Here is a 13,805-nt window from a genome sequence, read left to right as displayed (position 1 = left end):
CTAACCAGTAACGCTTTTTAGTCAGGACTGAGGCGGAGCGCAGCGAAGTGAGCACCCAACAGTTATGGCTAAAAAGCGGAAGGATTCTGTAAGTCATACAGCCGCATTTTACAGAAAGGAATCTGTCACTTTTTTTAATGGTAATTGACGCCAAGGGGCATTTTGTAATTGTCGTCTGACACCATAGGGTAACGGCTGCTCTACCGGGCCACTGCCTTCATCAATCCAGCCTGCCTGTACGACGAGCCAGGCATCACCAGAACGGCGCATAAACTCGCGCCCAGCCACCTTAGAACGGGGCAAACCGACCTGGCACAGAATGGAGTGGGTGAATGCCATATCTTCACCTTGCGGCGGCTCCTGCCGGATTAGCGCCGCTGTATCAATGGCTTTTTGTTGCCGTTTGGTTAGCTGTTTGCTTTCCTCTGCCATTGCAATTTTCCGTAGTAATGTAACGCTGAGAAAACACTAGGCTGTGTCCCTTAATTAATTTTCACTGATTGGAAATGAGAAAAACACATCGAATCTGTTCGTTTTTTGGACTGATTTTGGGTGTTTTTACTGTCAAAAACAGCCTGCTTTGTACGATTTTTCATCTATCGTGCAATTAAGGGACACAGCCTAGAGGGCGCTGAAGAGGCCCTGGATGCCTTCGCGGCCAAATGGGATGAGCGGTTCCCGACGATCAGCCCATCGTGGAGAAATAATTGGGAACGTCTCATCGTCATTTTTGATTTTCCGCCGGAGATTCGCAAGGTTATCTACACCACCAACGCGATAGAGTCGTTAAATGCTTCATTGCGCAAGATAACGAAAACGCGACGAATATTTCCAACGGATGACTCGGTGCTAAAATTATTCTATCTAGCCTTGCATAATATCTCGGCTAAATGGACCCTACCAATCAGAGACAGGAAACCGGCTATGAGCCAATTCATGTTGATGTATGGAGATCGGATTTCCGGTTAAGCGATGGAGCCATTTACACGAAATTCTTTACAGACTCCCCAGAGTTCATCGCTGATCTGCCACTTATTGTTTGCCATACTTCCCTCAGAAATTGCCATTACTTATTAACTGACAATTCCTTTTGGGATAGGTTCTATGTACTATTGTTTTTAAATGGACATGTATCCTGTCACCGAAATTGGCTGAAGCGAGTGCTTTGAGAATAGGATTACAAAGTGTGTTTGTGCGCTATTTTCGGATTTTCCGCACTTGTCGATAAATGCCAGGGATCGTTATTGCGGTTCGCTCCCTTTAATTTTCACCAACCCATAAACAATTTCCTACTGCCAGCCTAGCGGCTTTGCGTCAGATATACCGGGAGAGCAGCCTATGCGCCATATGAATACCTTCTGTGCACTGTTACTGACAGTCCTGTCGGTGCTGCAGTGCCAGGCGTCGGAGAAAGATGAACTGGCGCTGGTCATGCGCCAATTGGAGCAGCTTCAAGCAGGACTTGATCGCGCTCGCGTCGTGGCGAACCAGAACCAAGATGCACGCTTCTATTTCGATTATCAGCAGGCCAAGCGAGATATCGCCACCATGCAGCAGGGGATCTCCCGCTATCTGGAGCCATCCCGCGCACAACCTACAACACCCACCGCTGTCACCGGACAGTACCGTGCCGAGGAACCCGCATGGCGATGAACGGTACGCAACAGAATGGGTGGAATGCCGGTACGTGTAGTGACGCGCAATGATGATCGGCCTGACGCGCAATAAATGCACTTTCCCAAACCACATTCCGTGAGAATGAAATCACGTTTCAAATCACTTTATCTGAGAATGAAACCACATTAGCTGATTCCGAACCACATTACTGATTCGCCCGCGCACGTTCCATGAGACGCTCTTCACCACCAGAAAACCATCTGGTTTCTTGGTGGTTGCCTGGGTAGTTTAAATTCTGTCAATGAATCGGCTGATAACTCACATTAAGACGTTTAGCCAACTTCTCAAGCCGCTTATCCCGTGTCCAAAGTCTCGCCCCTGGTGTTATAAGGGTTGATGCCAGTAATGTAATATCAACCAGACCACATCCAAGACCGTATAGCTTTTCGTTCTCAATGAATGCCATCACCTCGATGATAGTGGCCTGATGACTTTGTGGTAACAGCCCCAGATCACTAAGCGTTCTCAGTCTTGGAGCCGGAGGTGTACCACAGGCTATCTCTGCAAGAATCATCGGATGTGTCAGAACCAGGTCCCGAACCAGCAACTGGACCAATCCGTCATTCCTGTTTTTGAAATGGTCAACCCAGACGGACGTATCAACCAAAATAGTCATTATGCGGATGGCTCCTCGCGGCGGCGAGGGATCATCTGCATTTCAGGCGATGAACCGCCGAGCGACGCCAGCCTTTTTGCCGCCTGTACCCGAATAAACGTTTTCACAGCCTCCCGGAAAATATCAGCTTTATCCATATCGGGATCGGCCATTTCCAGCGCCTGCGCATACAGCACATCATCAATTGTGACTGTAGTTCTCATAATACCACCTCACGAGATTCATATATTGATGCTATCTTGCATCAAAAACAGAGTCAAAGCAATTAACAAGAAAAGATAAATATAGCAGGGTAATCTTGCGTTGATTTCCACAATGAGTTTTCTAACGATAATTCAAACAGAAATTATGCCGATCTGTAACCATCAGAAAATCGGCCGTTTTTCTGGTTGTCAGACGACAATTACAAAATGCCCCTTGGCGTCAATTACCATTAAAAAAAGTGACAGATTCCTTTCTGTAAAATGCGGCTGTATGACTTACAGAATCCTTCCGCTTTTTAGCCATCAACTGTAGTGGTTGAATAATCAGGACACTAAGAACCTATCCCAAAAGGAATTGTCAGTTAATAAGTAATGGCAATTTCTGAGGGAAGTATGGCAAGCAATAAGTGGCAGATCAGCGATGAACTCTGGGGGAAAATGGTTCCGTTGCTCCCGGAACACAAAACCCACCATCCGCTGGGTACGCATCGCAGGCGGGTTGATAATCGTGCCGCAATGAACGCCATTCTCTTTGTGCTCAGAACCGGTTGCCAGTGGAATGCCCTGAATGCCACCGGAATATGCTCGTCAAGCTCCGCTCACCGCCGCTTCCAGGAGTGGCGGGATGCAGGAGTTTTTGAACGGTTCTGGCAGAACGGGTTGCTGGCCTGCGAGCAGCTGGATGCTATCGACTGGTCATGGCTGTCGATAGATGGTTGTATGACGAAGTCACCGCTGGCAGGCTCAAAAAAACAGGACGGAATCCCACAGACCGGGGGAAACAGGGTGTAAAGCGTAGCCTGATGACCGATGCGAACGGGCTTCCCCTCTCTCTGGTTGTCTCAGGGGCAAATACCCACGACATAAAGCTGGTTGCTGATACTCTCGACGCCCTTCAGACGGGCAGACCCGGCAGAAAGCTCCGCCTCTGTCTGGACAAAGGCTATGAAGCCGGATGGCTGGAGGCCTGTCTGAAAAGTCGTCGTTACGAACCTCATATCCAGTCAAGGAAAGAGGAGTCGGAAGCCATCAAAAACACGGATTTTAAAGCTCACCGCTGGGTAGTGGAGAGAACGCACAGCTGGATGAATCGCTTTCGTCGGGTTCTGACTCGCTGGGAGAAGAAAGTCGAAAATTATGAGGCGATGCTGCATTTTACCTGCGGCATCATTGTCTGGAATAAAATCCTATTGGGATAGGCTCTAAACTTACATCCAAAACGGAGGTGTTTAGTGAACCATAAACGACAATTTACCCCTGAGTTTAAAAAGGAAGCCGTTGCCCTGGTAACAGAGCAGGGCTATACGATAGCCAGGGCAGCAGCATCGCTGGGCATAAGCAACAAAACCCTGCATACATGGGTCTCGCTGGCACGCGAGCAGAGCAACGGCGTACTCAGCGATGATGAACGTGCAGAGTTAAAACGGTTACAAAAGGAAAACAAAGAGTTACGTACAGAGAAGGCGATACTAAAAAAGGCGAGTGCCTTCTTCGCGAAACATATGTCGTGAGATACCGGTTCATTCTCGACAATGCCACTGACTTCAGCGTTCGTACACTCTGTCGGGTCATGCGTGTGACGGCCTCTGCCTGGTATGCATGGCGAAAAAAGCCCGCCGAACCGCTGCAAAAAGACGTGGAGGTACGGGTCAGGTTAAAGGCGCTGTTCGCCGCCAGCAGGCAGGGAGCAGGAAGCCGGACGCTGGTCAAAAGGCTTCGTGGAGAAGGCATCATAATCAGCCGCTGGCGGGTGAGGAAACTCATGCAGGAAGAGGGGCTGGTCTGCCGACAGCGCCGGACTTATAAGGTCACGACAAAACCCCGCCCAGGTGCAGAGGTGGCCCCAAACCTGCTGAACCAGAATTTTAACCCGCCGGGGCCAAATCAGGTGTGGGCGAGTGACATCACGTATCTGAAGACCGGTGAAGGCTGGCTGTATCTGGCGGCTATTATGGATTTGTACTCCCGGCAGATAGTGGGCTGGCAGGTGGACAGACGGATGACCTCATCGCTGGTCTGCGGGGCCCTGATGAAGGCATATAACCTGCGAACTCCCCCGCCGGGCCTGGTGGTGCATACGGACAGGGGGGCGCAGTACACGGGACAACACTTTCAGGCGCTGCTGAGCAGCTACAGGCTGAGGAGCAGTATGGGAGACGTGGGTGCCTGCTGGGATAATGCGGTGATGGAGCGCTTCTGGGGCAGTCTGAAACATGAATGGTTGCTGCTGGTACCCCAACACGGGCTTACATGGAGCAGGATGTGGCGACGTATATCCGCTACTACAACCTAGACAGGCATCATGCCGCTAACGGGGATCTGTCTCCGGTGCGTTATGAACAAATGGCTGAGAAAAAAGTGTCCTGATTTACTTGACCAGTGCAAGTGATGTTCCGCCAGGAACATCAGCCCGGCCTGAGAGCTTTATCTGATTTTACCCAACTCAAGGGGACTGAGATCACCATTAATGGCCGGCCGTTTGAGCATAAACTCTTCCACTTCCGGCTTGAGTGGAGCCGCTGGAGCTGGATGCGGGTGGTCACCGGAGGTGAAAGCGTCACCGCGCTTGCTGAAGGTGTTCAGGAAGCGCTGGGACAACTGGGCGGTGTTCCGCAGGAGCACCGCACCGACAGCCTGTCCGCCGGGTGGAAAAACCTGAGCCAAGACGATCATCGCGATCTAACGGAACGTTATGCTCACCTATGTGAACACTACGGCATGATCCCGTCGCGCAATAACAGCGGGCGCGGCCATGAAAATGGCTCCGTTGAATCGGCCCACGGGCATCTGAAACAGCGCATCCGTCAGGCGCTGTTGCTGAGAAACAGTCATGACTTCGCGACACTGGATGAATACCGGCAGTTCATCACGCAGCAGGTGCTGCGTTATAACCAGCGTAATCATGATCTGCTTCGCCAGGAGCTTACCGTGCTGAAACCGCTTCCCGAGAGGCGTTGTGCGGACTATGAAGAACTGTCAGTCCGGGCGAGCAGCAGTAGCACTATCAATGTCAGGCTTGTGGTGTACAGCGTCCCCTCCCGGGTTATCGGTCAGATGCTTAAGGTCCGTCTGTGGGACGATCGGCTGAGCTGTTATGTAGGCAGTGAAGAGGTGATGAGCTGCCGCCGTGTTCGTCCAGCGAAGGGAAAACGCCGCGCCCGCAGTATCGACTTCCGGCACGTCATTGGTGGTCTGGTCAGAAAACCCAACGCGTTCTACCACGCTGCGCTGCGTAATGACATCCTGCCGGATGACGAATGGCGTCAGCTCTGGCAACGGATGTGCTCGCGTCTGTGTCCCCAACTGGCCAGCCGGCTGATGGTTAATGCACTGAAACTGGCGGCAGAACAGGAAGATATCTCGCGGGTTGCTCAGGGCGTAAACCAACTGCTGCTGGAGCCTGGAGAGCCCGATGTGCAAAAACTTCTGAATTATCTGAACGTGAAAGGAAGCGGTGAGTTGGCTGCCGGAACGCTGGTTCAACACAGCCTGCGTAGCTATGACCAGTTGTTGCCAAAAGGAGGCCTTGAGTGACTGATATCCATACGCTGGAGAGACTGCTGCGAAAACTCAGGCTGACGCGGGTCGCCTCCGAATGGCACAGTCAGGAAAAACGCGCGCTGGCAGAAGGCTGGACACCGTCACGTTACCTGCTGTCGCTGTGCAGTGAGGAAGCGACACATCGTGAGAGCGAGCGGCTACGGCGTTACATAAAGGATGCCAGGTTGCCTGCGGGTAAATCTGTGTCGGAATATAACTTCGGTCAGGTGCCGGAACTGAACGCAGCCCAGGTCCGTCAGCTGTGTGAAACGACGGACTGGGTTGATGCGGGGGAGAATGTGCTGCTGTTCGGAGCCAGCGGACTGGGCAAGAGCCATCTAGCGGCGGCGATAGTTGACGGTGTTGTAGGTCAGGGCTACCGGGCGCGGTTTTTCAGTGCGGGAGAACTGCTACAGGAGCTGCAAAAAGCGCGGTCGTTGCTGAGACTTAACGAAGTGTTGCTGAAGCTGGATCGCTACCGGGTTATAGTGATAGATGACATTGGTTATGTCAAACGTGACAATGCAGAAACGGGGGTGTTGTTCGAGCTTATCGCGCACCGGTATGAAAGAGGGAGCCTGATCATCACCAGCAACCATCCGTTCAGCACATGGGGAAGTATCTTCGTGGATGAAACGATGGCGGTAGCGGCGGCAGATCGGTTGATCCATCACGCGTATATCTTCGAGTTAAAAGGAGAAAGTTACAGAAAGAAAACGTCAAAAGCGGTAACCCAGCAGTCAACTAAGCAACAATCATAAGGCGGTCAAGGTAGTTGACGACCGGCAAAAGTAATTGACGCCTAATAACTAGCAGGTAACCCGGCGTTTCTGGTTAACACATCCGAACAGTATTTCTGAGGTTATTTCATGCGTAAGTTCACTTTTCGCCAGCTGCCGCTGCGTACAAACGCCCGCTTCGCCATTATGCACGACAAAGTCATTATTGTTGATAATCATACGGTTGAGTCAGGTAGCTTTAATTTCACCAGGTCTAGTGCTTCCCGAAATTCGGAAAACGTTCTGGTGATCCGTGAGGTCCCTGAACTGGCACAGACGTATCTGTCGCACTGGCAATCACGCTGGGATGGCGGTTCAGAATGGCACTCTTCGTACTGAGCTAAATCGCCCCGTTTATTGCTTTTTTCTCCCCCCTATGGGCCGCGCGCCAACGTGGCTCACAGTTTGATGTAAAGTTAAGTCGCTGATTTCAGGAATCTGTAGTATCCTCTGCGAAACGATCCTTGTTTGATCCTTGAGGGGGCAGAGATGTCACAGGTCGTAAACGCAGTTACTTCCTCATCGAAAACGAAGCGTATTTACCGTAAAGGTAATCCAATGTCGCCGTCAGAAAGACAGCAGGCATTGGTTGCCCGCAAGAAAGAAACTCATAAAGAAATTCGTGTGTACGTACAGAGTGCTCTAAAAAATAACCTTCATCGCCTGTGTGCAGCTGAAGGTGTTACGCAGACTGAAATGATTGAAATATTGATCAAGACAGCAACTCAGCGGTTGGAAGAAAGCGTCACGGAATAACTTTCTTGAGTGTTCTTAGATCCGGTGATAGATTACTGATCGTTTTAACAGAATTTTGGCTGGCCACGCCGAAAGGTGGCAAGGGATGGGTTCTGAGGCCGTTTGAACGGAATCCTGAAAAGCAAAAACCCCGATAGTCTCCTTAACTTTGGCGAGTGGAGAGATTACCGGGGCTTACCTAAAACTGTATAGAAGCTGTTGCTCTATGCAGGGAGTATAGTTTTATGCTCAGAAAAGTTCAATACCTTCTGTGTACATTACTCCTTCCGTGCAACATAAGCGCGGGCAGGTTTGGTTGACACCATTCTTTCTCAGGTTCAGCCTGATATCTCTGTTATTTCCCGGCGCGGGTTGTCCAATACGATGCGCAAAGGGAAATCCAAAATTCATCGCCGCTACCAGCCGACGCTTAGCTGTGCTGTTCCGCGCGGTATGGCGGCAAAGGTCGTGGCGCGTCTGAGCAGCCATGACTGGCATCGTAATCCCGATCTGATCGCGCTGCGCCAGCAGGGATATGTGCCCTATACCAAACGTAATGATCCGCACTTTTTGCCAAAGCCGATGCGTCTTTCTGCCCGTTCGGAGAGCCGTGAGGCCCTGAATGCACTCTCCATGGCACTGGCGGCCAACTGCGATTATAACCCGGACAGTGACTATGCTTTCGAAGTCATGGTGCCGTTTGAACAGATTGCCGCCGCAATGGGATGCCTGCACGTCTACGGTAACGGACGTAAAGCTTATGACAGCCCGTTACATGCCCTTTCAGTGCAGGAGCAGCTGGGTTACGTGATTACTTTACGCGGGCAAGATACGGATTCGGGCCAGAACAAGCCGTTGCGCCTCTGGCTGACTGAAAAGTTCTTCACCTCCCGGGGAATTGCAGTGGAGGAAATCCGGCACTGGCTGTGCCAGTTCCGTCAGTGGGCCATCCGGAATGGCCTGACAGAGAGCCTGCGTAAAAAATACGAGCGTCACCTGTTGCGTGTCGAGCGTATCGGCATCGACCTGAAAGACAGACACAGCCTGCGCAACCGCCTGAAGCAAATCAAACGCTGGGTGGTTTCTCCTGACCTGGCCCGGGATAAACAGGCAAAGGTCCGGGAGCTGCAGCAGGGGCTGGACGGTCTGGATAATCGTGAGGCGAAGCGTCTGGACCTGGTACTGGACGGCCTGCAGGCGAATGTCAGCATGATGGCCAGAGCGAAACAGAAACGCCAGAATCCGCTCTATCAGGCCTTTGTCGCCTGGTCTACCAGTGGCAAGGTTATGACGCATCAAGTTAACGCGCTGGAGATGGAGGTCAGTCGGGAGCACCCGGCCCTGTTGAACACCAATCCGGAAGCCTACTATAAACTGCTGCTCGAGCGCGCTGGTATACTCTAATCCCTGTCCTCTTTCTTTTTAACCGTGCCCTGGCTCGGTTTTCGTGTTGCTGCTGCATCAGAAAAGGCAATTTTTATCATCCCGGACACCGTTATTCTGAGGCAATTTTCCAGTTCAGAGCAGCAGTGACGAGATGATGGCAAACTGATGGCCTGCTTTTACCTCATTAACTTCGTACTCTCCTATTAACTTCGAAACCCCCCCTGAGATATCAGTTAATTTCGAACGTTATTCCTGAACAAAATAAGCCCTTTAAAAAGGGAGTATCTTTCGTGCAGGCTAAAGCCAGGCACTCGAAAGTTGCTCCCTCACGTTGTTCGGGCAAACGCCACCCGATAAACCCAAACGTCAGGTGAAGCTTCGTAAAAGCAAAAGCACCTCCCGCCGTAAAACGGCGGGCACTAAGTATTAGTTACAACATTCATAAAAGTGCGACCGATGAAACACCGCTTCTGGAACCTCAGCGCCAAACCCCACCACTGCAAAAGCCGCGCCGCCCCCCGGCCAAAGGCCGGGGGGCGGCGCGGCTTTTATAATGGATGTTGTAACTACCTTCAGCGTGGCTTCTGAAATCTATAGCGGGAAGACTCGAGTACACGCTCGTAAGCGCCTACGGCGCATAACGCGGAGATACGCCCCGGCTACGGCCAAAGGCCTTGCCGTGACCACTCCGACCGCGCACATAAACCTTATAGTAATAGTAAACAAATTTAGCTTTGCAGGGCGAAGGTATCGATAGGTGATTTCTATCAAGCCGTAACCGGCTACGCCGGGCGTTCCGGCGGGAGTGGCTACAACATCCTATGTGACATTCTTTCCGCCGGCATGCGTCGCTAGCGACGCATCTGAAGTCACGCTGCGCACTGCTCGCGCGCCTGAATGAAATGTAAAAACCTTATATTACATTCAGTTAATTTTAACATTGCGCTATAATTAAACAATATTGGTAGACAGCATTAGGGTAACCACATGGCAGATAAGGTGCCTGCGCGCACAGCGTCATCAGACCCGTCGGCGACGGTGCCGCAACGGGTAAGCTGTAGTGGTTGAATAATCAGGACACTAAACTTACATCCAAAACGGCCCCATTCCCAGTCGAAATGCAACAAAGTGACCCACTGGCCAGACCCGGATAAAATCACCGTTCTGGCCCTACTGGAGATCCCGTTGCATGCAGGGAAAACATCTGACTCACAAAGAGCGGTTCTACATCGAAAAACGGCGTGGTGATGGGGTTAACCAGGCCACCATCGCCCGGGAACTGGAGCTTCCTCGTTCTACCATCAGCAGGGAACTCAGACGCAATACCGACGCCGCTTTCAACGGGGTCTATTCCTGCAGAAGGGCCGAAACGTTGGCCAGAGGGCGGCGGCAGAAAACACGGCCGGACAGCGTGATTAACCAGCTTGAACCGCACATTCAGGACGTTATCAGAACGGCGCTGTCTACCCACACCTCACCTGAGGTCATCAGTGGGCGCCTGGTCCTGGAATTTGGCCTGTCCGTCAGCAAGAACTCGCTCTATCGCTATATCCAGCAGGAGCGCCGGGCCGGCGGTGAGCTGTATCAGCAGCTCCCTCATCGGGGTAAACGGTATAACTATCAGACCGATGAGAACAAACGCGGTCCTATTCCCAACCGTGTTGGCATTGAGCAGCGGCCGGCCGTTGCTGACCTCAAGCAGGAACCCGGGCATTTCGAGATTGACACCATCTTTGGCAAAGATCAGAAATCATTCCTGCTGACGGTGGTCGATAAAGCCGTCAAGCTGGTCATCATTCGCAAACTGCCCAACAAGCGAGCAGAGACAGTGGTAGCGGCCTTCAGGGACATCGTTGCCAATACCTTCTGCGAGTTTAAAACCCTGACTGCTGACAACGGTTCTGAATTTTCCCAGCACGGGGAAATTACAAAAGTCACGGGGGCACCGGTCTACTTTGCCCGGCCATATCATTCCTGGGAACGCGGGTTGAATGAGCATACCAACGGGCTGATACGGCGTTTTTACCCGAAGGGAACGGACTTCAATTATGTCACCCATCGCAAGGTTGCAGCACTCGAACACCTGCTCAATACGCGAGGCAGAAAATCGCTGGGTTATCGTTCTCCAAATGAGGTATTTTTAACGCACTTACAGGCGGCATAATGCCCTACCGTTTTGTTGCGTTTCGACTGGGAATGGGGCGTGCCTACACGTTCACATTGGGGTATACCTCAGCCATACCGATATCTGGTATGCTGTTCCATATCAATGTGACCATATAAGTGATACCATAAATAACGCGACCACTTAAACGTGACCATAAGGGTGGAAAATGCTCATTTTTGGATACCTGCGCGCATCAACATCAGAGCAGGATGCTACCCGTGCAAAAAATGCTCTGAAAACATTTGCCCGTCAGCATGGCCAGCGTATCGCTGGCTGGTATGTCGATAATGTCTCCTGTACCACAATGAACCGCCCCGAGCTGCTACGACTACTGGAAGAGGCAGAACCCGGTGATGTCATTCTGACTGAACAGGTCGACCGCCTCTCCCGGCTGGATGACGCTGGCTGGGAAACTCTGCGAAAGCAAATCACTGATAAACAGCTGGCCATCGTCAGTCTTGACCTGCCAACCAGCCATCTGGCGCTGACCAGCGTCATCAGTGATGATTTTACCCGCAGCATGCTGAAAGCCGTGAACGGGATGATGCTCGATATGCTGGCCGCCATTGCCAGAAAGGACTATGAAGACCGAAGACGCCGCCAGGCGGAAGGGATCAGTAAAGCGAAAACCGAGGGCAAATACCGGGGCAGAGTAGCCGATGTGCAGAAACACGAACTGATACGCACACTGCGCCTGGCTCACGGTAAATCCTTACGCGAAACCGCACGTCTGGCCGGCGTTTCTAAAATGACAGTAATCCGGGTCTGCAATGCTCAGAAGGTGGAACCGGAGACCGGTAATACCCGGAATGAATAACCGGGATGACTTCCCGGCAAACAGACTCCGGTGGTGTGGTAACATATGCAGATTATTTTTCAGGGCCAGGACTGATGAAGAAGAAAAACACGACGCCCACGCCTCACGATGCCACGTTCCGGCAGTTCCTGACGCAGCCGGATATTGCCAGGGATTTCATGGAAATCCACCTGCCTGCGGAACTACGCGCGGTCTGCGATCTCAGCACGCTGAAACTGGAGTCCGGCTCGTTCGTTGAGGATGATCTGCGCCAGTATTTCAGCGACGTGCTCTACAGCCTGAAAACCTCTGCCGGCGATGGATACATTCACGTTCTTGTGGAGCACCAGTCGACGCCCGACAGGCATATGGCCTTTCGCCTTATCCGCTATGCGGTGGCCGCCATGCAGCGTCATCTCGACGCTGGCCATAAGACACTGCCACTGGTGATACCGGTACTGTTCTATACCGGTAAACGCAGCCCGTATCCGTACTCCACCCGCTGGCTGGATGAGTTTGACGATCCGGCTCTGGCTGGCAAACTCTACAGCAATGCTTTCCCGCTGGTTGATGTGACCGTCATTCCGGATGATGAAATCGCCGATCATCGCAGTATGGCTGCACTGACATTACTGCAGAAACATATTCATCAGCGGGATCTGGCAGAACTGGTCGATCGGCTGGCGCCCCTTTTACTGGCCGGATATCTGTCTTCATCGCAGGTGATATCACTGGTACACTATATTCTGCAGGCAGGCGAAACATCCGACGCCGAAGCCTTTGTACGCGAACTGGCACAGCGTGTGCCGCAACACGGAGACGCACTTATGACCATCGCACAACAGCTCGAACAGAAGGGCATCGAGAAGGGCATTCAGCTCGGTGAGCAACGTGGTATTGAAAAAGGCCGCAACGAAGGCAAGCTCGAAGGTAAATTCGAAGGTAAACTCGAAGTCGCCCGTACCATGCTGCAGAATGGCCTCGACCACAACACCGTCATGAAAATGACCGGCCTGACTGAAGACGACCTGGCACAAATCCGCCATTAGTCATCCTTTCCTGACACGCCCTGCCTGGCCATCAGCGTATACTGATGGCCAGGGAAAATCTGTATGTTACGGCGAGTGGTATGTTCCTTCGGCTTTGTTGAATAATTTAAGATACTTATTTATATAAGCATTATAAAATTTCAACGACTAATTTTTCCTCTCGGAATGTTTTTTATTGTGCTAACTATTTGATTTGTCGTTCTAACAAAATACATTCTCTGTAAATGCATTCTAACTAAAGAAGATGTAAATCAAACGGTTAAATTATTCAACAAAGCCTGTTCCTTCCTCATTTTTTGGACAGAGCTGTAGCGATAGTAGGTGAGGAGCGTATTCTTTTTTCTACTGATTATCCATTTCAATATCGCCCCGGTAATGATGCGAGGCAATTTCTGGAAAAATGTAATCTTGATGAAACTGGCAAAGCAGCTTTTGCTCACAATAACTGGATGCGCCTGACTCGTGACAGAAATGCTGATTAACTTGAATGGCGGCAAAGCAACTTAAGCCCAATGGTCATAATTGTTTCGATAAATAAGAAAGCTACGCGAAAAGCGTGATTTTTTAAAAAGCTGACGCGCCTTCCTTCAATATTATTCATGTAAAACAGTTGGATACTTTCTTAGCGTGGTTTTTCACACGATTGGTACTCGAACCCCGCCAAAGATATTAGGGCAAAACAACAGACCGAGAGCACTACAGCACCGACCGTTACGCCATGAAAAGCATGAGATGATGAGCCATCATGTTGAGAGGAGTCACGGTTACATTCAGTAAGCGTGTTGCTTAATAGTGAAATAAGGGTGTTTCGGTGATTGAAGTAAATTTTACGCTGTTCTGAGATGGAAATTCCAAAG

At 51.2% G+C, this 13,805-nt stretch carries 12 protein-coding genes and 5 pseudogenes; 14 read left to right on the top strand and 3 right to left on the bottom strand.

Annotated elements, in window-relative coordinates; translation table 11 throughout:
* Positions 1 to 108: 108 nt before the first annotated feature.
* On the bottom strand, positions 109 to 432 hold the full coding sequence (locus ACQGXV_RS00560) for a hypothetical protein (protein ID WP_440862525.1): 324 nt from the start codon (positions 430 to 432) through the stop codon (positions 109 to 111).
* Between the two features lie 186 nt (positions 433 to 618).
* Here ACQGXV_RS00560 and ACQGXV_RS00555 point away from each other — a divergent pair.
* Positions 619 to 969, top strand: a pseudogene (locus ACQGXV_RS00555) (transposase); the annotation flags it as partial.
* 369 nt (positions 970 to 1,338) lie between these two features.
* Positions 1,339 to 1,653 (top strand): RAQPRD family integrative conjugative element protein, encoded by a 315-nt coding sequence (locus ACQGXV_RS00550; RefSeq protein ID WP_440862524.1) that lies wholly within the window; start codon positions 1,339 to 1,341, stop codon positions 1,651 to 1,653.
* Between the two features lie 262 nt (positions 1,654 to 1,915).
* Here ACQGXV_RS00550 and ACQGXV_RS00545 read toward each other — a convergent pair whose 3' ends face one another.
* A complete protein-coding gene (locus ACQGXV_RS00545) occupies positions 1,916 to 2,293 on the bottom strand; it encodes a type II toxin-antitoxin system VapC family toxin (RefSeq protein ID WP_440862523.1) in 378 nt (125 codons plus the stop codon).
* Complete coding sequence (locus tag ACQGXV_RS00540) at positions 2,293 to 2,496, bottom strand: type II toxin-antitoxin system VapB family antitoxin (protein ID WP_440862522.1); 204 nt, start codon at positions 2,494 to 2,496, stop codon at positions 2,293 to 2,295. The genes ACQGXV_RS00545 and ACQGXV_RS00540 overlap by 1 nt, the downstream gene beginning before the upstream one ends.
* Before the next feature lie 393 nt (positions 2,497 to 2,889).
* On the opposite strand from ACQGXV_RS00540, the pseudogene ACQGXV_RS00535 reads away from it, so the two are divergent.
* From ACQGXV_RS00535 to ACQGXV_RS00480, 12 genes and pseudogenes are all read left to right on the top strand, one after another.
* Positions 2,890 to 3,695: pseudogene (locus ACQGXV_RS00535) on the top strand (IS5 family transposase).
* A gap of 33 nt (positions 3,696 to 3,728) precedes the next feature.
* Positions 3,729 to 4,863: pseudogene (locus ACQGXV_RS00530) on the top strand (IS3 family transposase).
* A gap of 15 nt (positions 4,864 to 4,878) precedes the next feature.
* Positions 4,879 to 6,030 (top strand): annotated as a pseudogene (gene istA / locus ACQGXV_RS00525) (IS21 family transposase); the annotation flags it as partial.
* The gene (gene istB / locus ACQGXV_RS00520) at positions 6,027 to 6,797 is read left to right on the top strand and encodes an IS21-like element helper ATPase IstB (RefSeq protein WP_440862521.1); all 771 of its coding nucleotides are present in this window, start codon (positions 6,027 to 6,029) and stop codon (positions 6,795 to 6,797) included. The pseudogene istA and the gene istB, both read left to right, overlap by 4 nt.
* Before the next feature lie 132 nt (positions 6,798 to 6,929).
* Positions 6,930 to 7,154 (top strand): annotated as a pseudogene (locus tag ACQGXV_RS00515) (phospholipase D-like domain-containing protein); the annotation flags it as partial.
* Positions 7,155 to 7,304: 150 nt separating this feature from the next.
* A complete protein-coding gene (gene repA / locus ACQGXV_RS00510; RefSeq protein WP_440862520.1) occupies positions 7,305 to 7,571 on the top strand; it encodes a replication regulatory protein RepA in 267 nt (88 codons plus the stop codon).
* 224 nt (positions 7,572 to 7,795) lie between these two features.
* A complete protein-coding gene (tap, locus tag ACQGXV_RS00505) occupies positions 7,796 to 7,870 on the top strand; it encodes a RepA leader peptide Tap (protein WP_440862605.1) in 75 nt (24 codons plus the stop codon).
* A complete protein-coding gene (locus ACQGXV_RS00500; protein ID WP_440862519.1) occupies positions 7,863 to 8,954 on the top strand; it encodes a Replication protein in 1,092 nt (363 codons plus the stop codon). The genes tap and ACQGXV_RS00500 overlap by 8 nt, the downstream gene beginning before the upstream one ends.
* A gap of 1,171 nt (positions 8,955 to 10,125) precedes the next feature.
* Positions 10,126 to 11,100 (top strand): IS30 family transposase, encoded by a 975-nt coding sequence (locus tag ACQGXV_RS00495; protein WP_440862518.1) that lies wholly within the window; start codon positions 10,126 to 10,128, stop codon positions 11,098 to 11,100.
* A gap of 169 nt (positions 11,101 to 11,269) precedes the next feature.
* Complete coding sequence (locus ACQGXV_RS00490; RefSeq protein ID WP_440862517.1) at positions 11,270 to 11,920, top strand: recombinase family protein; 651 nt, start codon at positions 11,270 to 11,272, stop codon at positions 11,918 to 11,920.
* A gap of 74 nt (positions 11,921 to 11,994) precedes the next feature.
* Positions 11,995 to 12,948: an Rpn family recombination-promoting nuclease/putative transposase gene (locus ACQGXV_RS00485; protein WP_440862516.1), complete on the top strand. Its 954-nt coding sequence runs from the start codon at positions 11,995 to 11,997 to the stop codon at positions 12,946 to 12,948.
* A gap of 263 nt (positions 12,949 to 13,211) precedes the next feature.
* The gene (locus tag ACQGXV_RS00480; protein WP_440862604.1) at positions 13,212 to 13,430 is read left to right on the top strand and encodes an amidohydrolase family protein; all 219 of its coding nucleotides are present in this window, start codon (positions 13,212 to 13,214) and stop codon (positions 13,428 to 13,430) included.
* Positions 13,431 to 13,805 lie beyond the last annotated feature (375 nt).

It is taken from the genome of Symbiopectobacterium purcellii, assembly GCF_052050035.1.
GTDB lineage: Bacteria > Pseudomonadota > Gammaproteobacteria > Enterobacterales > Enterobacteriaceae > Symbiopectobacterium > Symbiopectobacterium purcellii_A.
Note: the sequence above shows the minus strand (reverse complement) of the source record. Positions and strands in the feature narration are given on the sequence as shown.